This is a genomic window from Noviherbaspirillum sp. Root189 (genome assembly GCF_001428545.1).
GTDB lineage: Bacteria > Pseudomonadota > Gammaproteobacteria > Burkholderiales > Burkholderiaceae_D > Noviherbaspirillum.
This window is the reverse complement of the sequence record NZ_LMHZ01000089.1, coordinates 66,025-90,870: the sequence shown is the minus strand read 5'-3', so window position 1 is coordinate 90,870 and position 24,846 is coordinate 66,025. Positions and strand designations below refer to the sequence as shown.

The window sequence follows — 24,846 nt, the reverse complement described above, 5'->3', positions numbered from 1 at the left end:
TCCGGCGTTAAGGTAACAATGGGCAACAATGCAACTTCCTGAGTCGTACGCGCTCTATCTAGCCATCTTGGAAAGCGACGACAAAACTATGAGTTTAATCGGTTTTATTCAGCAATACGGTTACTTTGCATTGGCACTTGGCAGCTTTCTTGAAGGCGAGGCCATTGTCATGGCAGCGGGGTTGGCCGCTTATCACAATCACCTGGCATTGCCAGCGGTCATCGTTATTGCTGCGATCGCCAGCTTTTTAGGCGATCAACCCTATTTCTATGCGGGACGAAAATATGGCGCATCGTTGCTAGGACGTTTTCCGTCCTTACAATCGCGAAAATCCAGAATTGACGAGTTGATACTGCGACATCATATGCTGTTGGTCCCGACGCTACGTTTTTTATACGGGTTGCGTATGGTCGGGCTGATCGCCTTCGGCATGAGCGGTATCGCCACTTTGCCTTTCCAGATGCTGAATCTGGTGAGTGCCCTGGTATGGGCGCTGGCTTTCGCCCTGATCGGATTCGGTGCCGGCTACGGCTTGCAGTTTCTTGGTGAGACTTCGGGCGTGACGCAGGCGGCGGTGGCGACGACGGTGCTGTTATGCGTGACCATCGCTTATGCCATGCGTCATCGTAAAAAGAATCAAGGACAGTAAGGACGACTCACCCAACGAGATGCCGGTGACGACACGCCACACGGGCCAATTTGCCAGACTGGCTGATTAGCCGATTTAGCCGATTATCCTGATGATCCTAAATGCACTTGTGCATTTACCAACTTAACTGCAAGGACCCGGGGGGCCGCCCTCAGATATCGTATTGGTCCAGCGCGATTCTCGCCGAGTCGGCGATATCGGTACCGATCAGGCTGATGACCGGTTCCTCACTTGCTGTCGACGCATTGCTGCAGCGCTTGGCCGCAGCAAGCGCGGTCAGCTGTCGCCGAATATGGCGTGCCAGTGAAATGCGCTTGTCGGTGCGCTTGAGGCCGAACTTGCCACGATAGCGAAAGCCGTCTTCAAATATCACCTGGACATCGCACTGATCATCTTCAGCGATCGGCATGCCATCATCGGCCCAGTTCTTCAGGACCATGTCGGCGGCCTGTATCGACGAGACACGCGCCTTGGAATGAAGACCTTTTGTACGCTGGATCAGGACGCGGGAGACATCCACCTTTTCACATCCGTTGCTTGCCACTTGTTACCCTGTCTGAAAAGTACGTTGGAGCGATCAACCGGACGACAAGTTGCATTAGCCTGAAGGCATATGCACACGAAGTCGCTTATTTTCGCGCCCGGTCCGTCGCAAGAAAAACGCAGGAAACCAATTACGCAGAAAAAAGCCCGCAGACCTTTCGGTTGCGGGCGAATCCAATTCAAGAAGAGTTGGAGGAGACAACCAGATACTACAACCATGGAGCGGGATAGTCTGCTTCCGAATGGTGATAGCAGATATTCAGAGGCCTGATACCAGCAGGATATACCGTCATGCGCGCGTAAGCATGCGCTTGTTCATGCGCGTTCCGGCTCGTTGGCCTGTAATGTCACGCTTCATTTCGCCCTTTAGCGAAGCGGCTTCCTTACCCTCCATAGACATTATCTGTCGAATTCGTTCCACGACGTCGCATGAAAAAAATGCCCTTCAAATAGGCGTCTAACACCTTTATTCACCCACTTGAGCTGGGCATTTAGTCGAGCAGATATGCCCGCGTGAATTGTCGCGCGCAGTTGTCAACTCAAGGCGTTCTGCTATTTCTTCGATGCCCAACTCTCCGAAATCACATAGCAAAATGACATTACGATAATGTTCCGGCAGGGCCTCGAACGCTGCCATCCGATCAGCTCAAGTTGAAGGCTCTCGTTGTTATGCATCGCCAGCCAATTTTCTAATTTTTCCTCATCGCAGGGATCGAAGTTCAGCGCTTTGCGCCCCGTTTGGGCAGTCAAAAAATTCTTTTCAAATGCAGGCGGACGTCTTATAAGCCAGGGCATGTTCGCCCCACCCGTTCTCGCATGCAAAACTTTTGCGAGAGCGTTTGTGTATTGATTTCTCTCCTGCCTCAAGCCCCAAACGACGACGAAAGAATAACGAACAATGACATGCCGCAAAGAATATGTTGCGACGGGCACACATTCCTGCAACCTATGTTTACGAGTGGAAATCCGAGTGCTATCGTTCCAACTGCACCGCCACTCTTTTCCTTCATCGCCATGCTTATTCGTGACCTCGCCGCCATTATGTTTCGTGCCACTGCAGCCGCAGTCGCCGTGTCGTTTCTTGCCGTTGTACTAGCCAAATACGCCGCCGCCTGATAGCGTTTTTGTACGGCCGGTGGAGGTCCCTGTACCGGCCGTACCCAGATTTCTACTGGGCTCCATTGCGCGGTAACGGTCGGTACCGGCTCGATACCAATGATGGCTCCCCTGCCGTCCGAGATCCCTTGCGCTGGAGCGAACAGCCCGCTTCCGGCGATCGTTCCACATCTCAATTCCCCAATTTCTTCTAGAAGTATTCAGCGGCGCTGCGTACACGCAGTGCGCGCAAGCGTGCTCGACGCAATGGCACGGGTCCGCCAGGCGTAGCGCATCGGCAAACAGCGCCATCCTCATGTTGGTAATGGGATGACAAATCGTTAAATGTCTTCCGGGATTCAGGTCATTGGCGCATAGAATACGCTTTTCATCACCTCATCGAACAAACAGGAAACCATCCATGGCTTATATGCTCCTGATGATTGAACCCAACGACCAACGCGCCTCTCGCACCGAAACCGAAGGCCGCGCGGTCTACGACCGCATGATGTCTTTTGCCGCCGACTTGCAAGCCCGAGGATTGCTGCTTTCCGCCGAATCGCTTGCCTCCCACAACCATGCCTCCCGCGTTCGGGTAGAGGGCGGGAAGTCCAAAGTCGTCGATGGACCGTTTGCCGAAGCAAAGGAAATGGTGGGAGGCTTTTTCATGGTGAATTGCCAGACGCGGGAGGAGGCGCTGGCAATTGCCGCCGAATGCCCGGCCGCCGAATGGTGTACGGTCGAGGTCCGCAGTCTTGCGCCCTGTTATGTTGCCTGATGCGCTTGTTACAAGTTAAATAGGAAAAATAAAAAATTTTCGCCGGCTTTGTCGATTTCATGTCGGCTCGATCGTCGTGGAGTTAGAAACCAGGAAAAATGGGCGTCACCGCTTCCCTGACCTGTGTTTGCTACCCACTATCAAGGAGATCGAAATGCGATACATGATTATTGTAAAAGCGTCCGCACAGTCGGAAGCCGGCGTGATGCCTGACGAAAAACTGATTGCCGCCATGGCCGATTACCATGCGCAGCTAGCCAAGGCTGGCGTGCTCCTCGATGGATCGGGACTACAGGCGAGCGCCAAGGGATGGCGCATCAACTATTCCGGCGGCAAGCGCACGGTCATTGACGGACCTTTTGCCGAAGCCAAGGAGTTGGTTGCCGGTTACACGATCATTCAGGTACGTTCACGCGATGAAGCGCTCGAATGGACACGCCGTTTTCCCGCTCCGCACGGCGAGGACGTCGATGCGCAAATTGAGGTACGCCAGATGTTCGAACTGGATGATTTTCCGCCGAGTGAAAGCCTCGAACAGATGCGCTCCATCGGTACCGGCGCAGTCGCCGCGCAGTAGGCAGGCGACTGCCCCCGATCCATCACCCCTCGGCAAATACACGACCTTCCTCAGGAAAATTTCATGGCGCAAAGCGTCGTCCTACCGGTCGCCGCAATGAACCAGGAAACCGAATCTCATTATGTAAAGGAGCATCATGAACAAGCAAATTTTCGTCAATCTTCCGGTCAAGAACCTGGAACGCACCAAAGAATTCTTCGCGTCACTCGGTTATACATTCAATGCGCAATTCACGAATGAGCAAGCCGCCTGCATGGTCATTTCCGATGACATTTACGTGATGCTGCTGGTCGAAAGCTTCTTCCAGACCTTCACAAAGAAGCCGATCGCGGATGCAAGCAAGGTAACCGAAGTCCTGACCTGCCTGTCTTGCGAAAGCCGCGAACGGGTCGACGAACTGGTTGCGAAAGCAGTTGCTGCCGGGGGCAAGACGCCCAACGCGCCGCAGGATTACGGCTTCATGTACAGCCATGGGTTCGAGGACCCGGACGGTCATATCTGGGAACTGATGTATATGGATCCATCCGCTGCGGGTCAAGGCTGATGCATTCGGCCACTCATCATGCGATTTCGGCCGTCTGGCGCATCGAATCCGCGAAGATCGTGGCCGGTATCGCACGCATGGTGCGTGACATCGGACTGGCGGAAGAGCTGGCCCAGGATGCGCTTGTGTCGGCGCTTGAACATTGGCCGCTCGATGGTGTGCCGGACAATCCGGGCGCCTGGCTGATGGCGACGGCGAAGAACCGTGCCCTCGACCGGCTTCGCCGTGACAAGCTGTTGGGCGAAAAACTCGAGCAGATGGGCCATGACCTCGAAGCGCAGGAGGCTTTGATCGTGCCTGACTTTGTCGACACGCTCGACGTCGTGAGGAATGATCAGATCGGTGACGATCTGCTGCGCCTGATCTTTACCGCCTGCCATCCGGTGCTGTCATCCGAAGCGAGGGTCGCGCTGACCCTGAAGCTGCTGGGCGGACTGACCACGCACGAGATTGCCCGCGCTTTTCTGGTTGCGGAACCGACGATTGCACAACGTATCGTGCGTGCAAAACGCACACTGAACGAGGCACGCGTGCCGTTCGAGCTGCCGCCGGGCGATGCGCTCGCGGAGCGTCTTGCCACAGTGCTGGAGGTGGTCTACCTGATCTTTAACGAGGGCTACACCGCAACCGCAGGCGAAGACTGGATGCGCCCCACCCTGATTGAAGAAGCGTTGCGCCTCGGCCGCATGCTGGCTGAACTGGCGCCGCAGGAGCCGGAAGTGCATGGACTGATTGCCCTGATGGAACTGCAGGCTTCGCGCGCCAAGGCCAGGGTCGGCACTAGCGGGCGACCGGTGTTGCTGCTCGACCAGGATCGCTCACGCTGGGATCATTTACTGATCCGTCGTGGCCTGACGGCGCTGCAACGTGCGGAAAACCTGGGCGGTACGGCCGGTCCTTATGTTTTGCAGGCGGCTATCGCGGCCTGCCATGCGCAAGCGCATACCGCCGCGGAGACGGACTGGCATCGCATTGCCGACATCTACGGCATGCTTGCCATCGTCTCGCCCTCCCCGGTGGTCGAGCTCAATCGCGCCGTCGCCGTCAGCATGGCGGCTGGGCCGGCAGCCGCGCTGGAGATCGTGGATCGGTTAAGCAAGGACAAAAGTTTGCAAGGCTATCAATGGCTGCCCAGCGTGCGCGGCGACCTGCTGGAAAAACTCGGCCGCAAGGAAGAAGCACAACAGGAATTTGAGCGCGCCGCGAGTCTCGCGCGCAACCTGCAGGAGCGTGAGCTCCTGCTTGAACGATCGAACAAGCTGAAGGGTAGGTGACGGCGAGGTGACGGTTAATTGTCACTTGCTAACAGATCGAGCAAGGTCAGCGCGACGACCTTCGTTGCCCGCCGCAGGTCTTCCAGCTCTATGAATTCATCCGCCTGTTTGGCATTGGATTCCAGCACGGTACGCGGTCCCGCGCCGTAGAGCACGCAGGGTATTCCCGCCTCCGCATACAAGCGGGCATCGGTGTACAAGGCCGAGCCATTGGTCGTAATTGGCTCGCCGAACACGGTCGCCGCATTGTTACGCAGGCGTTCGGCCAGTTTTTCGTGGCCCGGCAAAGGACGCAACGCGCCGGCCAGGAGGAGCCTCCGGATCTCGACCCGGATACCTTCCATTCCTGCAACGGATTGCTCGATCATGTTTCGCACGTCGGCCTCGACCGTGACCGGATCCTCTTCAGGGATCATGCGGCGGTCCATTTTGAGCACAACCTTGCCCGGGACGACATTCGTGTTGGTGCCGCCGTCGATACGGCCGACGATCATGGTTGGACTAGTTATGCCCTGTACCTTCGATCGCACCTGACGCAGTTCCGGCACCCTGGCGTAGATCGCCTGCAGCACCCGGGTTGCGGCTTGCAAGGCATCATGCCCGGTGTCGGGAATCGATCCGTGCGTCGCCTTGCCATGTACCGTCACCTCAAATTGCAAACAGCCGTTATGTGCGGTGACAACGTTATAGCCGAAGCCGGCCCCGATCACGTAATCCGGGCGGGTGAGCTGGTTTTCGAGCAGCCATCCCGGGCCGAGCAGGCCGCCAAATTCCTCATCGGCGGTGAAGTGCAATTCAACACCGCCCTGTAACCGTGTGCCAAGCGCTTCCAGTGCCTGCGTGGCAAACACATAGGTCGCGAAATCGGATTTGGAGACCGCTGCCGCGCGCCCATACAGGCGACCATTCTCTACGACACCACCGTAGGGCGGCTTGGTCCAACCGTCGCCGGGAGGCACAACGTCCCCGTGTGCATTCAACGCAATAATCGGTCCCTGGCCGGCATAGCGCCGACGCACGATGAGGTTGGTAATACTTTCCATGCCGTAGTCATGGACTAGCTGTACAGGCACTGGATGCCGTTCAACCGGCCAGCCTCGGGTTTCGATCATCGCAGCGACGGCTTCGCTGAACGGGGCGTTGTTACCCGGCGGTGTGTCGGTGGGAATGCGAACCAATGCCTGCAGGAATGTCACCTGCTGTTCAAAATGGTCGTCGATCCATTGCAGGAGCGGTTCCTTTTGCGGCCGGGTTTGTTGGCCTTGGTGGGTTGTCATTTTTCCTCGAATTCGTTGAGGTGTCAGACATTACGCGGCATCGATCAGGGGGTTCAGCAAACCGAGATCATCGCGGCAAGCAAGTCTGTGGGTCAGGATCGCAGCGGTCATGGCGCACTCCTCAGCATAGTCCGAAGATGTTCTCAAGCGGCTCCATACGGCATCACGCTATCGCTTGGCGACAGCACCTTCGCGTAACCGGCGGATCGACTCTCGCAGATTGGCAAACTTCGCCGGCTTGACAAGATGGTCATCGAAGCCTGCCGCCTTGGTGCGCTCGATGTCCGAAGAATTGCCATAACCGGTGAGCGCGATAAGAGAAGCATCCTCCATTCCGGGAATCGTGCGTATCTTGCCAGCGACCGTCGTACCGTCCATGTCCGGCAAGCCGATATCAAGAATGACAATGTCAGGCTGGTGACGCTGCACGGCAATCAGCGCATCGGCGCCGTTGTGCGCTGACGCAACTTCATGTCCGTCCATCCTCAGCAGTTCGCAAATGATATCGGCGGCTTCGCGGTTATCATCGACCACCAAAATGCGGTACTTGCCTGCGGGCGCCGGGTTGCTGTTGTTCTGACTTGACACTTTCTGCGGGCCGGGCGCCAATACTGGCAGCGTGATTTCAAACTCGCTTCCCAGACCCATGCCACCGCTCAGTGCGCGGATCGAGCCACTATGCAGTTCAACTAAAGTCTTGGAAAGCGAGAGTCCAATACCCAGGCCATCCTGCACCCGGTCGGCGGCATGGCCGGCTTGCGTAAAGAGCGAGAAAATGGCGTCAAGGCTTTCCGAGGGAATGCCGATGCCATTATCCTTCACCCGGATACGCACCTGGCCATCACGCAGCTCCGTACTGAGGGTAATTTCCCCATGCGGGCGGGTAAACTTGGCTGCATTGTTTAACAGATTGCAGATGGTCTGCGAAAGACGTACGCTATCCCCATCGACCCAGATTTCGTCGGAAGGCAGTGATGTCGCCAGCGTGTGGTGGCGGCTTTCAATCATGGGGCGTGCCGTTTCAATCGCGGAGTCGATGACCGTTCTGAGCTCGACAGGTTGCTTCTGTAATGCGAGTTTACCTTGCGATATCCGCGCCACGTCCAGCAAATCATCGACCAGCCTGACCATATGTTCGGTCTGGCGCAGAATGGTCTGATGCGCGCTCTCATGCTTGCCAGATTCATGCGCTCCGGACTGTTGCAGCAGTTCGACTGCATTGCGGATCGGTCCGAGCGGATTGCGCAATTCGTGCGCAAGCACGGCAAGGAATTCATCCTTGCGGCGGTCGACTTCCCGCAACTCGCGCTCTACCCTTCCAAGTCGCAATAAGGCCCGGACGTTGGCGACGAGTTCTTCCGGTTCGATGGGCTCGAACAGGTAGTTATCGGCGCCGCCCTCCAGGGCTCTGATTTTATCGCCGGTGCCAATGTAGGAAGCCGATGTTTGCAGCACCAGAATGTTGCGGGTCTCTTCATCTTCCTTGAGGCGACGGCAGACTTCGAAACCATTGATATCCGGCAGTTTCACATCCAGCAGTACCAGTACAGGCTTATCGCTCTTTGCCCTGCGCAGCGCTTCCCCACCGGTCGGCGCTTCGATCACCTTGAATCCTGCACGCGACAGGATGCGCGACTTCGCATAGCGCGCCGCGTCCGTATCGTCAACATTCAATATCAGGTGATCGTCTTCGGAAAACATGATCTTGCTCTTAATGCGCACGCGGACCGCGTGCAGTTTGGTTCAATGCGTCGCCCCCCGACGAATCCGCCACGCTCCTGTTACCCATCTCGTCCGACACCAATCGCGTAAGCTGTGCGACCAATTCGTCGCATACCACCGGCTTGACGAAGAAAGCATCCGCTCCCAGCGCAAAGGCTTTCGCGGGATCATCAACTTCCGTCGCCACAATGATCGGCGTGCGACCGCGCACGCCATCATTCTTCGTATCCATCAGCCACCGCCAGGTATCTTCGCCATTCAGATTGATATCCAGAATGATCGCCACCGGGGAAATCGAGGCCCAGATTTCGTCAGCTTCCCACAAGCTACGTGCCGGAATCGCCCTGAAAGCAGTACCGCGCAGGAATTTCTCATACATGATCCGGACCGGTTGCTGGTCTTCGATAACGAGTACCGGTAGGCGCTCGTCAGCGATTCCATTCTCCGAGCCGGCCAGGATTTCAGCTTCGCCGTCAGTATCTTCACTAGGAAGAGTAACCGGAATTACCGCGGAGAAGGTAGAACCTTTATCAAGTGTACTGGAAAGTTCGACGCGCCCGCCCAACAAATCAGCCAGCTTGCGACAAAGCGGCAGACCCAGTCCGGTGCCCTTGATCTTATGTTGCAAGCGGTTCTCGACTTGTCCGAACTCCTCGAAGATGATCTGCTGGTGCTCCGGTGCAATACCCAGGCCGGTATCGATTACGGAAAACCGGATCGCCCTCTCTTCAGGCAAATGGCTTGCGGACACTCTGACTTCACCCGAATCGGTGAATTTCAGTGCGTTGGAAATAAAGTTGCGCAAGATTTGCGAAACCTTCGCCTCGTCCGTGTACATCGTGGACTGGAAATCGGGCTCCTCGAAAATCAGCTGGACCGATTCGGTGACCAGCAACGGACGCAACATGCCGCGCAGCGCACTGAACAGTTCGGCAACATCAAACTTGGTTGGCCGCACATCCGTTTTGCCGGCCTCGATCTTGGCGAGATCCAGCAAGTCATTGACGAGTTCCGATAGCGACTCGGCGCCCTTGAGAATGAAGTTGACCTGCTTTTCCTGCTCTTCCGTCAGGTCGCCGTCAATACGGTCGAGCAGGAGCTTGGACAGGCCGCGAATCGAACTTAGCGGCGTCCTGAACTCATGGCTCATGTTGGACAGGAAGCGTGACTTCATTTCATCGGCACGGCGCAGGTGATCCGCCTTTTCATCGAGTTCGGCATACAGCGCCACCACGCCGCGATTGGTATCTTCCAGTTCACGGGTGAGTTGGACCAGTTCTTCCTGCCTGGCCTTCAGCTCTTCCAGCGTAATCAAGAGTTCGCGATTTTGCTGCTGCACTTCACCCAGCGTTGCCACCGGCTGTGCCGACGCCAGTTCCGCACCGATGGCGCCAACGGATTGCGGCGTCAGGGTAGGCGCCGCTGCCGACAGCAGCTTCTTGAGGGTGATGGTGGTGCCCGTTCCCTTGCCGGTGACGATGTCGAACTGATCCATCAGGCGGCGTGCGCCCATAATGCCGACACCCATGCCTGTCGGCGACTGGTATTTGCCGGACAACACTTCGTCCAGGTTGCCAATACCGGGTCCCCTATCTTCGATACGGACGACGAGCACTTGTGGCGAGGTCTTGCCTTCAATGGAGAATTCCACGCGGCCACGCGACGCATAGTTGTACACGTTACGGGCCAGTTCCGAGACGGCGGTGGCAATGCGCACCTGGTCTTGTGCCGAGAAGCCGCAGACCGCCGCAACCTGACGGGCGCGCTGGCGCGCAGCGACCACGTCCTGTTCGGTTTCGATCACGATGGTGAGTATGCGCATGCTCATGTCAGTGCTTTGCTTGTTTACTGTTCACGGATGACAAGCACTGTCACGTCATCCCTTTGTCGACAAAAATCACGGTACAGGACAGCGGCGATCAAGGACGGATGTGCTGCTTCCAGGCCGGGATAATGATCGAGGTTCCAGCGAGTGCCCAATCCGTCGGAATGCATGATCAGCATCGCGCCCGAAGTCCACGGCAAGACGAACTCCTGCACTTTGCGCATATTGCTGCCGACGATGCCATTGTGGGACATGAGTTGCCGCTTGCCGCCTCCCTGGAAGCTCACCGCCGCGATGTTTCCGACGCCGGAGAAGTGCATTTCCTCCGACAGTGTATCCAGCCTCGCTACCGCCACTGCGGCACCTCGGGTAGCGCGCAGGGAAGCATGGCTTTCCCAGATCGCGGCTTCCGGATGCAATTCGGGATGGCTGCCGATGAGGCGGATCGCCGCTTCCGATGCACGCGCCGCGTCGGGACCATGACCCAAGCCGTCGGCAACCATCACAGTGGCAAGCGTCGCATCGCTACAAATAGCCCAGGCGTCACCGCAAACTTCTTCGCTGGGAAGCGGCAGGCAGACTACCCCTGTCTGCCAGGTGCCGGAAGCGGGGGGCGGCGGGACGTTCCAGAACTTCATGTAGATTACCGTGCCTTTGTCCTCTTGCGAATAGATGTCGAATTCATCCGCAAGGCGCACCATCGCACCCAGTCCGACCCCATAGCTGCCGGCGGTCGACACGCCATCCTTCATGTGCAATGCGACGTTAGTCATGCCGCGTCCTGCGTCCAGCGCAATGACTTCGATTCCCGACGCATTGCCTTGCTCCACCGGGCGCAGAATGATCTGCCCCCGTGTAGCGTGCTTGACGATATTGGTCGCCGCTTCCGTCACGGCGATCGCCACCTTGCCGGCGGCGGTTTCGTCAAAGGACTGCAGTCTGGCAAGTTCTGCACTACCTCGTCGTACTCCGGCGATTTCTGCGGCCTCTTCGATCGCATAGACTTTCTGGCGGCCCGCAGTGCTTAGAATGGTTTCCATTTGGTAATGCTTACGGTAGTGCCCTCGCCAGGAGCGGTAATAATTTCAAATTCATCGGAGAGGCGCTTTGCTCCGCTCAGTCCGAGTCCAAGACCGCCGCCCGTCGTATAGCCATCCTTCAGCGCCAGCGCAACATCCGAAATCCCGGGACCATGATCAATGAACGACAGGTTCAGTCCGCGCCGCCCACCATTGGTTACCTTCAATATATGCGATTCCCCGCCGCCGCCATAGCGTAGCGTATTGCGCGCGAGCTCGCTGGCCGCCGTCACCATTTTGGTCTGGTCGATCAGGCTGAAGCCGATTGAAATCAGTGCCTCGCGCACCGCCTGCCGCAAGCGGACGACATCTTCATCCGTGCGCAACGGGAGCACCAGCTTGTCAGCGTTATTTATACTCAACACATCTGCCTTTACGAGCATGTTCCGGTTACGGGATCATCAAATCGTGGCCGCGCCGGCTTATGCCGCGGTGCGCTGCAACAATTTGATTCCCTGCTCGACGTTCAAGGCGGTACTCACGCCTTCCAGCGTCAGTCCAAGTTCCACCAGCGTGATGGCGACTGCCGGCTGCATGCCGACCACCACCGTGCGCGCATCAAGAATCTTGGCCATCGCCGCCGTGTTGCTGATCATGCGACCGATAAACGAGTCGACGATATCAAGTGCCGAAATGTCGATCAGAACGCCGTTCGCACGGTCCTTGACGATCCGGGCAGTCAGGTCATCCTGAAGCGTCATGGCCAGTCGGTCGTGCATGTCGACCTGGATGGTCACCAGCAACAGGCGACCCATCCTCAAGATGGGGATACGATCCATTAGTGCCTCACTGCTCTTGGTTTGCGTGGGTGATCGTCGCGCCGGTGCGCTTCAATGCAACGACGAATGCATCGGCCAGGGTTGCCTTGGTGATGACGTCTTCCAGGTTAACGCCAAGGTGCACGATGGTCTGGGCGATTTGTGGCCGGATGCCGCTGATGATGCAGTCTGCACCCATCAGGCGCGCGGCGGCGACGGTCTTGAGCAGATGCTGAGCAACCAGCGTATCGACTGTGGGCACACCGGTAATATCGATAATGGCGATGGAGGCGCCGGTATCGACGATCTTTTGCAGCAGGCTTTCCATCACTACCTGCGTGCGTGCGCTGTCGAGCGTGCCGATCAGCGGCAGTGCGAGCACGTCTTTCCATAACTGGACGACCGGCGTCGACAGTTCCATCAACTCCTGTTGCTGCTTGAGGATGATCTGTTCGCGCCCTTTTTGAAACTCTTCGATGGTGAACAGGCCGAGGCGGTCAAACAGCGTACCTGTCTGCGCGGTTTCTTCGATCAGCGCGTCCGGATCGTTGTCCAGTTCTTTGCGCAGCAAGGCAAACAGCGGTTCTTTCAGGGAAAAAACGAAATTCGCGGTTTCAATCGGCGAAAAGCCCTGGCGTACTCGTGCCATGGAAATTCCTGACAGCAGGCTGCGTACATCGCTCCAGGCTCCTGTATCGATGTCGTAGTTTTGTCCTTTGTGCACCGTTGTTTGCAGGATGTCCAGGAACTGCGTGGCTTGTTCAGCCACATCTTTCTCGGCGGCCTTGTCACGGCGTACGGAGCGGGAAAGCAGGCCTTCCAGCCATCCGGCAAGTAAATTTTCACGGTTGTTCTGAATTACTTTTGCCAGATGTCCGGTCGCAGATTTTGTCATTGGGGCTCCACTGATGCTAAATAGAATTGAAGTCGGTTTGAGTATCGTAAGCAGATTCGATCGCCTGCAACAACGACAATCGTTGCATAAATGTTATGCCCGGCAGTGTAGCACCGGGCTTGTGCGGTAGGCGGGGGAAATATTAGCGAAAAGCAATAATTCTTATGGTCAATTGACCATTCTCAACCTTATTGCCTTAATTGCAAGAACGGTGAATCGTAGCTTGCTTGTTGACTGTTCTATTCCAGAATCGTTGCGTATTAACCGGACAGCAAATGAAAATTTTTTTGTAAAAGCCGGATTCTTTATAAACCCCAAGGGGTCGTTATGAGATCTGCCATGCCGTCGGCGTAAATCATCTCCGTATAATTAGGGATGTGTTGAACAGCTCTTTTCAAAATAATAACTTGGATGCGGAGCATATCCGTGCGGAGCGGACGTTCGGTGTCTGTAGAAGTACATCATTAGGGCGCTTCGCCAGCACTTTGGGACCGAAAATGAAAGTCAAACGAATCGTTGCCAACCTCCCAACGGCCGAGCCGTCTGAAATGGACGATTTCTATCGGAACGTTCTTGGCCTTGAGCTTGCCATGGATCATGGATGGCTTCGCACCTATACTGGTTCCGCCAAGATGGTGGTACAAATCAGTTTCGCGAGTCAAGGTGGCTCCGGCACTCCAGTGCCTGACCTATCGATCGAGGTAGACGACCTTGATGAGGCGTTGCGCCGAGTCCAGAGCGCCAAGATCCCCTTGGAATACGGGCCTACCACTGAGCCATGGGGCGTTCGCCGGTTCTATGTGAAGGATCCGCTCGGCAAGCTCATCAACATTCTTCAGCATCAGTAGACGAGTGCGTGCTAACAATTCATTTAAATTCATTGAAGCCGATGTTGGATGAGTCGCGCGAGGATGGACATGCAAGTGAATATATACGGCTGTGCCGCATGTCATCATAAACATTAAACATAACGACTATGCGACTACGCCTTGCCATATCGGGTTTGCTCTTAATGCTCCAGTTCCTTGCTGTTGCATTTCCTCTGGAAGCAATTGCACCTGCGGTGGCTATGTCGATCTACGTGCCGCTCACTCTTTTGCGGGGACTTGGCCTTCCGGTTTTTACGGCAGCGGAGTCTGGTGGCTGGGCTGCGCCATCGTTATTCGGATGGGCGATTGTTGCCATCTTTTGGACAATATTGTGGTGGAGCGTGGCTTCGTTTGTAGGTTATTTCGTTGGACGGCGAATCGATCATGCTTAACACGTCAAATTAATTTTCATTTTCTATGATTGCGCCTGTGTCCAGCCACCACCCAACGCCTGAATTAACGCCACTGCCGCCATCTGCCGGTCGGCCTGCGCCTGCGCCAGTGAACGGCGAGCATTGAGTGCGGTGACTTGCGCATTGACGACCTCGGTATAGTTCACCTGCCCCGCCCGGTATCGATTCAGCATTTGCGCTTCAGCCTGGTCAGCGGCAGTCGATGCCTGCTGGCGCAGCTCGACCTGGCGTGCGAGTACCTGCGACGCCGAGAGTTGGTCTTCCACATCCTGGAAGGCAGTCAGCACGGTCTGCCGATAACGTGCGACCGCTTGTTCATGCGCGGCACGCACGGCGTCGATCCGGGCTCCTGTCGCGCCGGCGTCGAATATCGTCTGCACCGCCGACAGGCCCAGAGACCACAGCATGGTGGAGGCGTTAAACAGATTGCTGACCGTGCTGGCAGCGGTTCCATACGACGCGTTAAGACCAACGCTGGGGAAATAGCCGGTCCGGGCAATACCAATCTGTTCGTTGGCTGCTGCCACACGACGCTCCGCGCCAGCAATGTCCGGCCGGCGCTGCAGCAGTGTTGATGGCAGGACAGCCGGCACATCCGGAACAACATTTTTCCAGGGCGTCGGTGCGAGCGCGAAATCAGACGGCAGTTTACCGATCAGCACCGCAATCGCGTGTTCGAGCTGCGCACGCTGACGGACCAGGCCCACCTCGTCTGCCTGCGCGTTGGCAAGCTGGGTTTCCGACTGCAGCACATCCGTCTTCGGCGCAATGCCAGCGGCGTAGCGATTGCGCGTAATCTGCAGGACACGCTGGTAGCCGGCAATCGAGTCGCGCAGCAAAGCGGTCTGCAAGTCAGTCAGCCGCAGCGCAAAATAATTGGCGGCCAGTTCGCCCTGTGCCGCGAGGCGCGCCGATGCAAGGTCGGCGGCACTCGCTTCTGCGCTGGCGCCCGCGCTGCTCACGGAGGCACGCAACCTTCCCCAGACATCCGGTTCCCAACTGCCGCCGATACCGACCTGATAGGAATTGGAGGTACGCACACCGGACGCTGTGGTGGTGGCGCTGCTGGTGCTGCTGGTGCCGCTGCGGCTTCCGCCGGAGCGCGAACCGCCTCCATCCAACGACACGATGGGGAACAATGCCGCGCGCTGCTCCCGCACCAGCGCGCGCGCCTGCTCATATGCAGCAGCGGCAGCGGCCACGTTCTGGTTTGACACGTCGACCTCGGCCGCAAGCTGGTTCAACACAGGATCATTGAACAGCGACCACCACGCGCCGCGGTCGACTGCGTCGGCTGGCGTCGCTGGCACCCATCCGGGCGCTTCCTTGAACTGGGCCGGCAGCGGCGTCGCCGGCCGCTCATAGACAGGGCCGACCGCGCATCCGGCGAGCTGGAGGACGATGGCTGCTGCAATGGCAATACGACTTGCTGGAATCATGGATGCATTCATGTCGAAGAAGGTGTGGCGTCATCCATCCGGCGCAGCTCGCGTTCGGCCGGACTGCGCCGCCGGAGTTTATCAATCAGGATGTAGACGACGGGTGTGGTCAACAGGGTCAGTACCTGGCTGGCGATCAGGCCGCCAATGATCGCCACGCCGAGCGGCCTGCGCAGCTCCGAGCCTTCACCGAAGCCAATGGCGAGCGGCAGCGCACCAAGCGCGGCTGCCAGCGTTGTCATGAGGATCGGACGGAAGCGCAAGAGGCATGCTTCGCGTACCGCTTCCACCGCATTGAGGCCGCGCGAACGCTCCGCTTCAAGGGCAAAGTCGATGATCAGAATCGCATTCTTTTTGACGATGCCAATCAGCAGGAACACGCCAATCAACGCGATAATGGAAAACTCCATCTTGAACATCAGCAGGGCCAGCACGGCACCGACACCGGCCGACGGCAAGGTCGACAATACCGTGATCGGATGGATCAGGCTTTCATACAGGATGCCGAGCACGATATAAATCACCACCAGTGCGGCAGCGATGAGCAAGGGCTGCTGGTTTTGCGACTCCTGGAAGCTGCGCGCGGCACCGGCAAAACTTCCGCGTACGTTGGTCGGCATGCTGATCGCCGCCTCGGCGGCCTTGACCGCCTGCTGGGCTTCGCTGAGCGTGGCGCCATCGGCCAGGTTGAAGGAGATCGTGGTTTCGAGTTCCGCATCTTCATGACTGATCGATGCAGGCGCAGGCCTTTCGGTAAAACGCGCAATGCCGGCGAGCGGCACCATGGTGGTGGATGCCGTGCTCAGCGCCTGACCGCTGGACTGATCGCGCAAGCCGGGATTGATGACCGAAGAGCTTGTCCCGGTAGCACTCGTGGTCGCGGATGTGGCCGTACGTGTTGTGCTGCTTGCTGTCGTGTTCGTGCCTGTACTTGTACTGGTACTACTGGTACTAGTGCTGCTGCGCACAGGCACATAAATATCCTTCAGCGCTTCCGGACTTTTCGCAAATTGCGGGGAGACTTCCATGACAACGTGGTACTGATTCAACTCGCCGTAAACCGTGGCTACCTGCCGTTGACCAAAAGCGTTGTACAGCGCGTTGTCGACATCACGCGAAGTCAGACCAAGGCGCGCGGCCGTGGTGCGGTCGACCTCGACAAAGGTTTCCACCGCATTGTCCTGCTGATCGGTGTCCACATCGGTCAATTCCGGTTGCTGCTTCATCGCCTCTGCCAGCTTGAGTGCCCAGGTTTTCAGTTCGGCACTACTGTCGCTTTTCAGGCTGTACTGATAGGTGGAATTGGTCTGGCGCCCGCCCATGCGCAAGTCTTGCACGGTGTTCAGAAAAAGACTGATGCCGGTGACCTGCGCTAGTTGCGGACGCAAGCGTGCGATCACTGCCTGTCCGCCTTCAGACCGTTCGGAGCGCGGCTTGAGGTTAATAAACATGAACCCGCCGCCCGCGCGCCGTCCGCCAGTAAAGCCCACCACGGTGACGACTGCGGGATCACGCTGGATGATGTCGACCAACTGTTGCAGCTTGCCCTGCATGGCCTGGAAAGAAATGCTGCGATCCGCGCGCAGGCCCCCGTTGATCTGGCCGGTGTCCTGTTGCGGAAAGAAGCCTTTGGGCGCGGCAATGAAGAGGTAGACGTTCATCCCTACGACAACCACCAGGATGAACATGACCAGCCAACGGTTATCCAGCGCCCAATCGAGGCTGCGCGCATAGTTGCGATGCATCATGTCGAAACCGCGCTCAAAGAAGCGCGCAATCCGGCCCGGCGGCTTGGTCTTCGCACCTTCCGGCGTTCGCTTCAGCAACCATGCACACATCATCGGCGTAGTGGTGAGCGAGATGACCATCGAGATCATCACCGCCGCCGACAAGGTTACGGCAAACTCGCGAAACAGACGACCAATCTGGCCACCCATAAATAACAAGGGGATAAAAACCGCAACCAGCGAGACGCTGATCGACAGCACCGTGAAGCCGACTTCGCGCGCGCCCAGCAGGGCCGCCTTGAATCGATCCATGCCGGCCTCGATATGCCGGCTGGTATTTTCCAGCACCACGATGGCATCGTCGACCACAAAGCCGGTGGCCACGGTCAGGGCCATCAGGCTCAGGTTGTTAAGGCTGAAGCCCATCATGTACATGATGCCGAAAGTAGCCAGCAGCGATACCACAGTCGCAACCGCCGGCACGATCGTCGCGCGGAAACTGCGCAGGAAGGCGCTGACCACCAAGACCACCAGGACCACGGAAATGATCAGGGTGAATTCAATTTCATGCAGCGAGGAGCGGATCGAGTTGGTGCGGTCCGACGCCACTTGCAAACGCACGTCCTGCGGCAACTGCTCCTGCAGTTCCGGCAGCAGTGCACGTACGCCGTCAACCGTTTTGATGACATTGGCTCCCGGCTGCTGGGTGACCAGCACGATCACCGCCGGCTGCCCGTTGAAGAGGCCGATGGTGCGACTGTCTTCAACGCCATCGACCACATTGGCGACATCCTGCAATCGCACCGCAGCGCCATTGCGCCACGCCACCACCAGTCCGCGATAGTCCGACGCGCTCTTGCCGCCATTTTCCATGCCGACCTGTGAATAGATCTGCAGGCGGCGCTCGTCGCCTTCGATTGCGCCCTTCGGCCGGTTGGCCGTACTGGCCTGGATCGCGGCGCGCACATCTTCCATGCTCACGCCGTAATTATTCAGTGCAAAAGGCAGCAGTTCCACGCGCACCGCCGGCAGCGAACCGCCGCCGAGTTCGACGTCGCCCACACCCGGCACCTGTGCAAGTTTCTGTTGTACCAGGTTGGATACCTCGTCGTAAATCTGGCCCGGCGAACGGGTGCGTGACGTCAGCGCAAGAATGATGACCGGCGATGCTGAGGGACTGACCTTGCGATAGGTCGGATTGCTTTTCAGCGTGGCGGGCAGGTCTACGCGTGAGGCATTGATGGCTGCCTGGACTTCACGCGCCGCCGCATCGATCTTGCGGTTGAGTTCAAACTGCAGGCTGATGCGCGTCGAGCCGGTACTGCTGTTCGACGTCATTTCATTGACGCCGGCGATCACACCCAATCTTCGTTCCAGCGGCGTGGCAACGCTGGTCGCCATGGTGTCGGGACTCGCGCCGGGCAGCGAAGCGCTGACCGTGATCGACGGATATTCCACCTGCGGCAGCGGTGAGACTGGCAGTACAAAGAATGCCGCAATGCCCGCCAGCGCAATGCCGATGGTCAGCAGGATGGTGGCGACCGGCCGCCGGACGAATGGCTCGGACAGGTTCACGCGGCTACCTCATTGGATCCGCGCCCGGTCCAGCGCCGACCTAACCTGTCGAAAGCCAGATAAATCACCGGCGTGGTAAACAAGGTCAGGATCTGGCTGACGATCAGGCCGCCGAAGATCGCAAGGCCCAGCGGCCTACGCAGCTCAGCACCCTCGCCCCAACCCAGCATCAGTGGTACGGCGGCGAACAGGGCTGCCAGCGTGGTCATCAGGATCGGACGAAAGCGCAGTAACGCGGCCTGATGGATCGCTTCCCGCGGCGACTTGCCCTGATTGCGTTCGGCATCGATGGCAAAGTCGATCATCATGATCGCATTCTTCTTCACGATACCGATCAGGAGAATGATGCCGATGATGCCGATCACGCCGAGGTCATTGCCGGTCACCATCAACGCCAGCAAGGCGCCGACGCCAGCCGAGGGCAAGGTCGACAGAATCGTCAGCGGATGAATGTAGCTCTCGTACAGGACGCCCAGCACGATGTAGACACAGACCAGCGCAGCAAGGATCAGCCATAACTGGTTGGTCAGCGAGGCTTCATAGGCACCAGCCGCACCAAGGAAACTGAGGGTAACCGCGCCCGGCATGCCGATCTCCTTTGCTGCTTGCCGCACCGTGTCCACCGCCTTGCCTAGCGAGACGCCGGGCGCGGTATCGAAGCCGAGCGTGGTCGCCGGAAACTGAGCGACGTGAGTGATCTGCAGCGGCGCCGGACGTTCAGTGATGCTGGCCACCGCGGCCAGCGGTGTCGGCTTGCCCGATCCGGTACGCAATGGCAGCAAGCCGAGGGTTTCGGGAGTGGACAACAACCCTGGCCTGGCTTCGAGGATCACGCGGTACTGGTTGGTTTCGGTAAAGATCGTGGATACGATGCGCTGGCCGAATGCGCTATACAGGGCGTCGTCGATCGACGCCGCCGTGACGGATAAGCGCGATGCGGTATCGCGATCAATCTTGACGAAGGCCGATACCCCGGTTGCACCCGCATCGGACACCACATTACGCAGTTCCGGTGCACTAGCCATGCGCTGCTCCAGCTTGTTCGCCCACTGCACGACTGTTGCGTTGTCGGCGCCTTCGAGCGAAACACGGAACTGCGTCGGTCCGGTCTCGGCATCAATGGTCAGGTCCTGCGTCGGCTGCAAATACAGGGTAAGCCCGGGGATACGGCTGACGCGCTCGCGCAGCCTATCCATGGTTTCCTGTTGCGAGCCGCTACGGCCACGCTTCAGATTAATGAGCATGCTGCCGGTATGCAGCATGGTGTTGTTGGCGGCATCGACGCCGACCACCGAACTGAGCGTTGCCACGTCCGGGTCTTCAAGGATCGCGGCAGCCGCGTCTTGTTGCAACTCGGCCATGCGTTGATAAGACACGGACTGGGTGGCTTCAAGCCGCGCCTGCAGCTGCCCGGTATCCTGCACCGGAAACAGGCCCTTCGGGATCAGGATATACAACAGCACGGTCAGGCCCAGCGTCAGCAAGGCAACGACCAGTGTCATACCCTGCCGCGCCAGCACCCAGTGCAATCCTCTGTCGTAGCGCACAATCACGCCGTCGAACATGCGCTGCAGCCGGCTTTCCTTGCGGTCTTCGCCTGGCCCGTGCAGCCAGCGCCCGGACATCATCGGCACCAGCGTCAGCGAGACCAGGCCGGAAATCAGGATGGTGATCGACAAGGTCACTGCAAATTCACGGAACAGCCGCCCGACCACGTCTCCCATGAACAGCAAAGGGATCAGCACCGCGATCAGCGAAACCGTCAGCGAAATGATGGTAAAACCGATCTGCGTCGCACCCTTCAATGCAGCTGCCATCGGCGTCTCGCCTTCCTCGATATAGCGCGCGATGTTTTCTATCATCACGATCGCGTCATCGACCACAAAGCCGGTCGCAATCGTCAGTGCCATCAGGCTGAGATTGTTCAGGCTGTATCCCAGCAGGTACATCGCGCCACAGGTGCCGATCAGCGATATCGGCACGGCCAGGCTGGCGATGACGGTCGCCCTTAGGTCATGCAGGAATGCAAAGATCACCAGCACTACCAGCAACACGGCGAGGATCAGTTCCATCTCGACATGTTCTACCGATGCACGGATGCCGGTCGTGCGGTCGCTTAGCACCTCGACGCGCAGCGACTCGGGCAGGCCTTCCTGAAGCTCGGGCAGCCTGGCCTTGATTGCATCGACGGTCGCAATCACATTGGCGCCTGGCTGGCGCTGTACATTCAGGATGATGGCCGGCTTCATGCCGGCCCAGGCGCCGAGGCGGCTGTTCTCCGCACTTTCTACCACCTGGGCGACATTCGACAGGCGTACCGGCGCGTCGTTGCGATAGGCAACGATCAGGTTCTGGTAATCGGCAACCGTCAATAATTGATCATTCGAATTGATACTGTACGAACGTGTGGGTCCATCGAAGCTGCCTTTGGCACCGTTGGCATTGGCCGCCGCAATCGCGGTACGCAGGGTATCGAGTCCGAGACCATACGACGCCAGCGCCTGGGTATCGGCCTGGATGCGCATTGCAGGACGCTGGCCGCCATTCAGGGTGACCAGGCCAACGCCCGCCACCTGGCTGATCTTCAGTGCCAGCCGGGTGTTGACGATGTTCTGCACTTCAGTCAGCGGCAAGGTATCGGAGGTTATTGCCAGTGTCAGCACCGGTGCATCAGCCGGGTTGATCTTTGCATAAACTGGTGGCGCGGGCAGATCGGCCGGCAGCAGCGAGCCGCCGGCGTTGATGGCCGCCTGGACTTCCTGCTCGGCGACATCGAGTGTCTGTCCCAGGCCGAACTGCAGCGTGACGATGGACACGCCGGCAGCGCTGGTCGAACTCATCCGCTGCAGGCCGGACATCTGGCCGAACTGCCGTTCCAGCGGTGCGGTGACAGTCTGGCTCATGACCTCAGGACTGGCGCCCGGATACAGGGTCTGTACCTGGATGGTCGGGAAATCGACCTGCGGCAGCGCAGATAGCGGCAGGAATCGAAATCCGATGATGCCGGCGAGCACAATCGCCAGCATGAACAGCGACGTGGCGACCGGCCGCTGAATGAATGGCCGGGAAGGGCTCATTGTGTAATTTCCATTGTCGTTTGCGGGGAAGCGCGGCTAACGCAGCTCCCTATGCACATCATTGGGCAAATCATTGCGTTGCCGCGTCAGGATTGCGTCGGCGGCGCTCGCCAGGCTCACGCTGCGCCCCGGCGTTCGGAGACGCCGCGCCGTTGGCGCTGTTACTGCTTTGTGTACCCTGGGCTGGTTGCCGACCCTGCCCCTGTCCATTGCCGCGGCGTTCCCCCGGTGCACGATTACCGCCCGGCCGATCTGTCGGTAAGGTGACCTTCGCGCCATCCTTCAGACGGTCCGCCCCTTCGGTGATGACTTGTTCCCCGGGCTTGAGTCCGAAAGTAATTTCAACTTTTTCACCGATCATTTGTCCTGCCTTGACATTACGCAGCGCGACCGTGCGCTCGGCCGCATTCAGCACATAGACGAAATCGCCGTTGCCGCCATGCCGGACCGCAGAGACCGGCACCACCGCGGCACCCTGTATCGTACGCAGCAGCAGCCGGACGTTGACAAACTGGCTTGGAAAGAGCGCCGCTTTGGCATTGGCGAACCGCGCCTTGGCTTTGACAGTACCGGTTTGCGTATCGACCTGGTTATCCAGCGCCAGGAATTTTCCGGTGTCCAGTTCCTTCTGGCGATTGCGGTCGAGGACGGTGACCGGCAGGCTGGCTTCGTCGTTGATCCGTGCGCGCACGTCGGACACCAGGTCTTGCGGCAAGGAGAATTCGACATCGACCGGCGACACTTGCGTGATGTCGGCAATGCCATTGGCGTCGTTCGAGCCGACGAGATTACCGACGTCAACCGCCCTGAGGCCGACACGGCCGCTGATCGGCGCGGTGATTCTGGTGTAGCTGAGATTGAGTTTCGCCGCTGCTTCCGCTGCTTTGTCGATAGCCACCGTACCTTCCAGTTGCTTGACGAGGGCCGCCTGTGTATCGACCTCCTGGCGTGCGATGGAGTCCTGTTCAAGCAGAGTCTTGAAGCGCTCCAGCATGACCCTGGCATTCTGCAATTGCGCTTCGTCGCGCTGCCGTTGCCCGCTGGCCTGCAGCAATGCGGTTTCGAACTGTCGCGGGTCGATAACGGCCAGTAGCTGGCCGGCGCGTACCGCCTGGCCCTCGGTGAACAGAACTTCCTTCAACACACCGGATACCTGCGGGCGAACCACCGCGATTGCGGATGCGGTGACCGTGCCGAGTGCTTCCACTGTGACAGGTATGTCGGCGCGCTCGACACTTGCAACGCCGACCGTTGTCGTCGCAGGTCCGCGCCTTGCCCCCGGACCTCCGGGTCCGGCCTGAGCCGCAGGCCCGCCGGCACTTTCGGACGCCGGGTGGGTGAGGTACCAGGCAAGCCCAACCAGAAGAGCCAGCGCAATCAGCGCAATGATGCTGCCCAGCAGCGACTTCCGCTTGCGTACTTTTGTTTCAACTTGCGGGAGGGGCGGTTCGGCTCTTTGATCCATGAAGATTTCTTTCTATTCCGGCATCGTCGGTCACCGGCGTTTTACACAATCTGGTCTGCACTGCACGTGGCGGACGCTGCTACCGGAACCGACATCCGGGCGCAACCGCTGCCACGGCTATTCTGGGCATCATGTTGCCAGCGCAATGTATCGTTATGTTGTCTGCACCGGCGCTATTTGTATCGAAGTGTTTGCCACACTTCAAATTGCAAAAAAAGTAACGATGCCGGAACATTGTAGACGCTTGTGGGAAATAATGAGCCGTTAGCAGGCGATCCGTTCCCGCCGTCGAACAGGTTTATCCCAGTGGACGGCAGATCGGGTTGGAGGTGTGTGGTAGAGAGGAGTTCGAGCGCTCCCGGGTTGCAAGCCGATTGCCATATCGACAATGGCTTCCAACGCGCATATCAGGCAACAATCTTTTGATTTTGTCATCCTCCGGCCGAAATTTCGCCTGGCCGAGAAGCGAGCAGCGCTCCGCTTTCATCCTTGAGACCGATACCGGACAGGCGCAAATGCAGGGACCGCTTTATCAGGCTGGCCAGTTTATGCACCGCTGCTTCATACCGCAGGCCTTCCGGCCGCACATTCGAAATGCAATTGCGTTCGCTGTCCATGCGGCCGATACGCGGTGCGTAAGTCAGGTAGATGCCCAGGCTATCCGGAGAAGTAAGCCCCGGCCGCTCGCCGATCAGTACCACGACCAGCCGCGCCTTGAGTGCCGCACCGATGTCGTCGCCGATCGCTACCCGTCCCTGGCTGGCAATCACCACCGGCGTGCGATGCCAATCCGTCACAAAGGCATCACGCAGTTGTGTCAGTAGCGGTACGGCGTGTCGCGTTACCGCAATCGAAGAGAGACCGTCAGCAATAACGACCACCAGTTCGGCGTGTTGCGGTGCCTGTCCGAGCCGCTCAACGCTTGCCTCGTCCAGCCGGCGTCCGAGATCCGGCCGCAGCAGATAGGTATGGCGGCTGTCCGCCTTGCTGTTTACACGCAGCGATGAAAAGCCTGCTGCTGCAAGCGCATCTTGAAGCGCGTCTACATCAAGTGGATGATGCACCGCATCGCGGGCTTGTGCATGAGCCAGACCAAAGCGCAGGACTTCGGCAGTCGGCAGGCTGATGCCAACGCGACCAAGCGCAACACGGGCACTCGTATGCGATCGCAGTTCTTGCCAGGGGTCCTGGTGGACCAGTGCAGCGGAATCCTGCCTGGTCTTTTCCTTGTTGTTTCCCATGTGGTTTCCCTTCTGATTTTCGCT

At 58.3% G+C, this 24,846-nt stretch carries 20 protein-coding genes; 6 read left to right on the top strand and 14 right to left on the bottom strand.

The genetic code is table 11. The features are described from left to right. The first annotated feature begins 28 nt into the window (after nucleotides 1-28). The gene (locus ASE07_RS27585) at nucleotides 29-649 is read left to right on the top strand and encodes a DedA family protein (RefSeq protein ID WP_057294018.1); all 621 of its coding nucleotides are present in this window, start codon (nucleotides 29-31) and stop codon (nucleotides 647-649) included. Nucleotides 650-800: 151 nt separating this feature from the next. Here ASE07_RS27585 and ASE07_RS27580 read toward each other — a convergent pair whose 3' ends face one another. Further along, entirely contained in the window at nucleotides 801-1,193 is a 393-nt protein-coding gene (locus ASE07_RS27580; RefSeq protein ID WP_156397115.1) for a hypothetical protein, read from the bottom strand. Between the two features lie 465 nt (nucleotides 1,194-1,658). Beyond that, nucleotides 1,659-1,829, bottom strand: a complete 171-nt coding sequence (locus ASE07_RS31045) for a sigma factor-like helix-turn-helix DNA-binding protein (RefSeq protein ID WP_082584542.1) — start codon at nucleotides 1,827-1,829, stop codon at nucleotides 1,659-1,661. Nucleotides 1,830-2,708: 879 nt separating this feature from the next. On the opposite strand from ASE07_RS31045, the gene ASE07_RS27565 reads away from it, so the two are divergent. From ASE07_RS27565 to ASE07_RS27550, 4 genes are all read left to right on the top strand, one after another. Then, nucleotides 2,709-3,065 carry a YciI family protein gene (locus tag ASE07_RS27565; protein WP_057294014.1) on the top strand — a complete coding sequence of 119 codons (357 nt, stop codon included), beginning with the start codon at nucleotides 2,709-2,711 and terminating at the stop codon, nucleotides 3,063-3,065. A 154-nt stretch (nucleotides 3,066-3,219) separates the two neighbouring features. Then, nucleotides 3,220-3,642, top strand: a complete 423-nt coding sequence (locus ASE07_RS27560) for a YciI family protein (protein WP_057294013.1) — start codon at nucleotides 3,220-3,222, stop codon at nucleotides 3,640-3,642. A gap of 136 nt (nucleotides 3,643-3,778) precedes the next feature. Continuing rightward, nucleotides 3,779-4,186, top strand: a complete 408-nt coding sequence (locus tag ASE07_RS27555) for a VOC family protein (RefSeq protein ID WP_200961037.1) — start codon at nucleotides 3,779-3,781, stop codon at nucleotides 4,184-4,186. Further along, nucleotides 4,186-5,460 (top strand): RNA polymerase sigma factor, encoded by a 1,275-nt coding sequence (locus ASE07_RS27550; RefSeq protein WP_057294011.1) that lies wholly within the window; start codon nucleotides 4,186-4,188, stop codon nucleotides 5,458-5,460. The genes ASE07_RS27555 and ASE07_RS27550 overlap by 1 nt, the downstream gene beginning before the upstream one ends. A gap of 14 nt (nucleotides 5,461-5,474) precedes the next feature. On the opposite strand, the gene ASE07_RS27545 is transcribed toward ASE07_RS27550, so the two are convergent. The 7 genes from ASE07_RS27545 to ASE07_RS27515 all read right to left on the bottom strand — a co-directional run bounded on the left by ASE07_RS27545 (nucleotide 5,475) and on the right by ASE07_RS27515 (nucleotide 13,016). Next, nucleotides 5,475-6,737, bottom strand: coding sequence for a M20/M25/M40 family metallo-hydrolase (locus tag ASE07_RS27545; protein ID WP_057294010.1), 1,263 nt, complete (start codon nucleotides 6,735-6,737; stop codon nucleotides 5,475-5,477). A gap of 168 nt (nucleotides 6,738-6,905) precedes the next feature. Next, nucleotides 6,906-8,438, bottom strand: a complete 1,533-nt coding sequence (locus ASE07_RS27540) for a response regulator (RefSeq protein WP_057294073.1) — start codon at nucleotides 8,436-8,438, stop codon at nucleotides 6,906-6,908. A gap of 10 nt (nucleotides 8,439-8,448) precedes the next feature. Beyond that, nucleotides 8,449-10,287 (bottom strand): ATP-binding protein, encoded by a 1,839-nt coding sequence (locus tag ASE07_RS27535; RefSeq protein WP_057294009.1) that lies wholly within the window; start codon nucleotides 10,285-10,287, stop codon nucleotides 8,449-8,451. 17 nt (nucleotides 10,288-10,304) lie between these two features. Then, a complete protein-coding gene (locus ASE07_RS27530) occupies nucleotides 10,305-11,324 on the bottom strand; it encodes an ATP-binding protein (protein WP_057294008.1) in 1,020 nt (339 codons plus the stop codon). Further along, nucleotides 11,309-11,725, bottom strand: a complete 417-nt coding sequence (locus ASE07_RS27525; protein WP_442946143.1) for an anti-sigma regulatory factor — start codon at nucleotides 11,723-11,725, stop codon at nucleotides 11,309-11,311. The genes ASE07_RS27530 and ASE07_RS27525 overlap by 16 nt, the downstream gene beginning before the upstream one ends. Nucleotides 11,726-11,785: 60 nt before the next feature. After that, nucleotides 11,786-12,142 carry an STAS domain-containing protein gene (locus tag ASE07_RS27520; RefSeq protein ID WP_057294006.1) on the bottom strand — a complete coding sequence of 119 codons (357 nt, stop codon included), beginning with the start codon at nucleotides 12,140-12,142 and terminating at the stop codon, nucleotides 11,786-11,788. A 7-nt stretch (nucleotides 12,143-12,149) separates the two neighbouring features. Continuing rightward, on the bottom strand, nucleotides 12,150-13,016 hold the full coding sequence (locus ASE07_RS27515; protein ID WP_057294005.1) for an STAS domain-containing protein: 867 nt from the start codon (nucleotides 13,014-13,016) through the stop codon (nucleotides 12,150-12,152). Between the two features lie 497 nt (nucleotides 13,017-13,513). Between ASE07_RS27515 and ASE07_RS27510 the strand changes: the two genes are divergently transcribed. Then, on the top strand, nucleotides 13,514-13,864 hold the full coding sequence (locus tag ASE07_RS27510; RefSeq protein WP_057294004.1) for a VOC family protein: 351 nt from the start codon (nucleotides 13,514-13,516) through the stop codon (nucleotides 13,862-13,864). A 436-nt stretch (nucleotides 13,865-14,300) separates the two neighbouring features. Here the strand turns inward: ASE07_RS27510 and ASE07_RS27505 are convergent, their stop codons facing one another. The 5 genes from ASE07_RS27505 to eutC form a co-directional block, all read right to left on the bottom strand. Then, the gene (locus tag ASE07_RS27505) at nucleotides 14,301-15,737 is read right to left on the bottom strand and encodes an efflux transporter outer membrane subunit (protein WP_235548666.1); all 1,437 of its coding nucleotides are present in this window, start codon (nucleotides 15,735-15,737) and stop codon (nucleotides 14,301-14,303) included. 8 nt (nucleotides 15,738-15,745) lie between these two features. Further along, a complete protein-coding gene (locus ASE07_RS27500) occupies nucleotides 15,746-19,039 on the bottom strand; it encodes an efflux RND transporter permease subunit (RefSeq protein WP_057294002.1) in 3,294 nt (1,097 codons plus the stop codon). Then, nucleotides 19,036-22,116 (bottom strand): efflux RND transporter permease subunit, encoded by a 3,081-nt coding sequence (locus ASE07_RS27495; protein ID WP_057294001.1) that lies wholly within the window; start codon nucleotides 22,114-22,116, stop codon nucleotides 19,036-19,038. The genes ASE07_RS27500 and ASE07_RS27495 overlap by 4 nt, the downstream gene beginning before the upstream one ends. Before the next feature lie 70 nt (nucleotides 22,117-22,186). Then, nucleotides 22,187-23,581 (bottom strand): efflux RND transporter periplasmic adaptor subunit, encoded by a 1,395-nt coding sequence (locus ASE07_RS27490; RefSeq protein WP_057294000.1) that lies wholly within the window; start codon nucleotides 23,579-23,581, stop codon nucleotides 22,187-22,189. A 431-nt stretch (nucleotides 23,582-24,012) separates the two neighbouring features. Continuing rightward, on the bottom strand, nucleotides 24,013-24,822 hold the full coding sequence (eutC, locus tag ASE07_RS27485; RefSeq protein WP_057293999.1) for an ethanolamine ammonia-lyase subunit EutC: 810 nt from the start codon (nucleotides 24,820-24,822) through the stop codon (nucleotides 24,013-24,015). Nucleotides 24,823-24,846 lie beyond the last annotated feature (24 nt).

Coding starts and splice junctions, on each gene's coding strand:
- ASE07_RS27585 (WP_057294018.1), top strand. CDS start 29: ATGCAACTTCCTGAGTCGTACGCGCTCTATCTAGCCATCTTGGAAAGC.
- ASE07_RS31045 (WP_082584542.1), bottom strand. CDS start 1,829: ATGGCAGCGTTCGAGGCCCTGCCGGAACATTATCGTAATGTCATTTTG.
- ASE07_RS27565 (WP_057294014.1), top strand. CDS start 2,709: ATGGCTTATATGCTCCTGATGATTGAACCCAACGACCAACGCGCCTCT.
- ASE07_RS27560 (WP_057294013.1), top strand. CDS start 3,220: ATGCGATACATGATTATTGTAAAAGCGTCCGCACAGTCGGAAGCCGGC.
- ASE07_RS27555 (WP_200961037.1), top strand. CDS start 3,779: ATGAACAAGCAAATTTTCGTCAATCTTCCGGTCAAGAACCTGGAACGC.
- ASE07_RS27550 (WP_057294011.1), top strand. CDS start 4,186: ATGCATTCGGCCACTCATCATGCGATTTCGGCCGTCTGGCGCATCGAA.
- ASE07_RS27545 (WP_057294010.1), bottom strand. CDS start 6,737: ATGACAACCCACCAAGGCCAACAAACCCGGCCGCAAAAGGAACCGCTC.
- ASE07_RS27540 (WP_057294073.1), bottom strand. CDS start 8,438: ATGTTTTCCGAAGACGATCACCTGATATTGAATGTTGACGATACGGAC.
- ASE07_RS27535 (WP_057294009.1), bottom strand. CDS start 10,287: ATGAGCATGCGCATACTCACCATCGTGATCGAAACCGAACAGGACGTG.
- ASE07_RS27530 (WP_057294008.1), bottom strand. CDS start 11,324: ATGGAAACCATTCTAAGCACTGCGGGCCGCCAGAAAGTCTATGCGATC.
- ASE07_RS27520 (WP_057294006.1), bottom strand. CDS start 12,142: ATGGATCGTATCCCCATCTTGAGGATGGGTCGCCTGTTGCTGGTGACC.
- ASE07_RS27515 (WP_057294005.1), bottom strand. CDS start 13,016: ATGACAAAATCTGCGACCGGACATCTGGCAAAAGTAATTCAGAACAAC.
- ASE07_RS27510 (WP_057294004.1), top strand. CDS start 13,514: ATGAAAGTCAAACGAATCGTTGCCAACCTCCCAACGGCCGAGCCGTCT.
- ASE07_RS27505 (WP_235548666.1), bottom strand. CDS start 15,737: ATGATTCCAGCAAGTCGTATTGCCATTGCAGCAGCCATCGTCCTCCAG.
- ASE07_RS27495 (WP_057294001.1), bottom strand. CDS start 22,116: ATGAGCCCTTCCCGGCCATTCATTCAGCGGCCGGTCGCCACGTCGCTG.
- ASE07_RS27490 (WP_057294000.1), bottom strand. CDS start 23,581: ATGGATCAAAGAGCCGAACCGCCCCTCCCGCAAGTTGAAACAAAAGTA.
- eutC (WP_057293999.1), bottom strand. CDS start 24,822: ATGGGAAACAACAAGGAAAAGACCAGGCAGGATTCCGCTGCACTGGTC.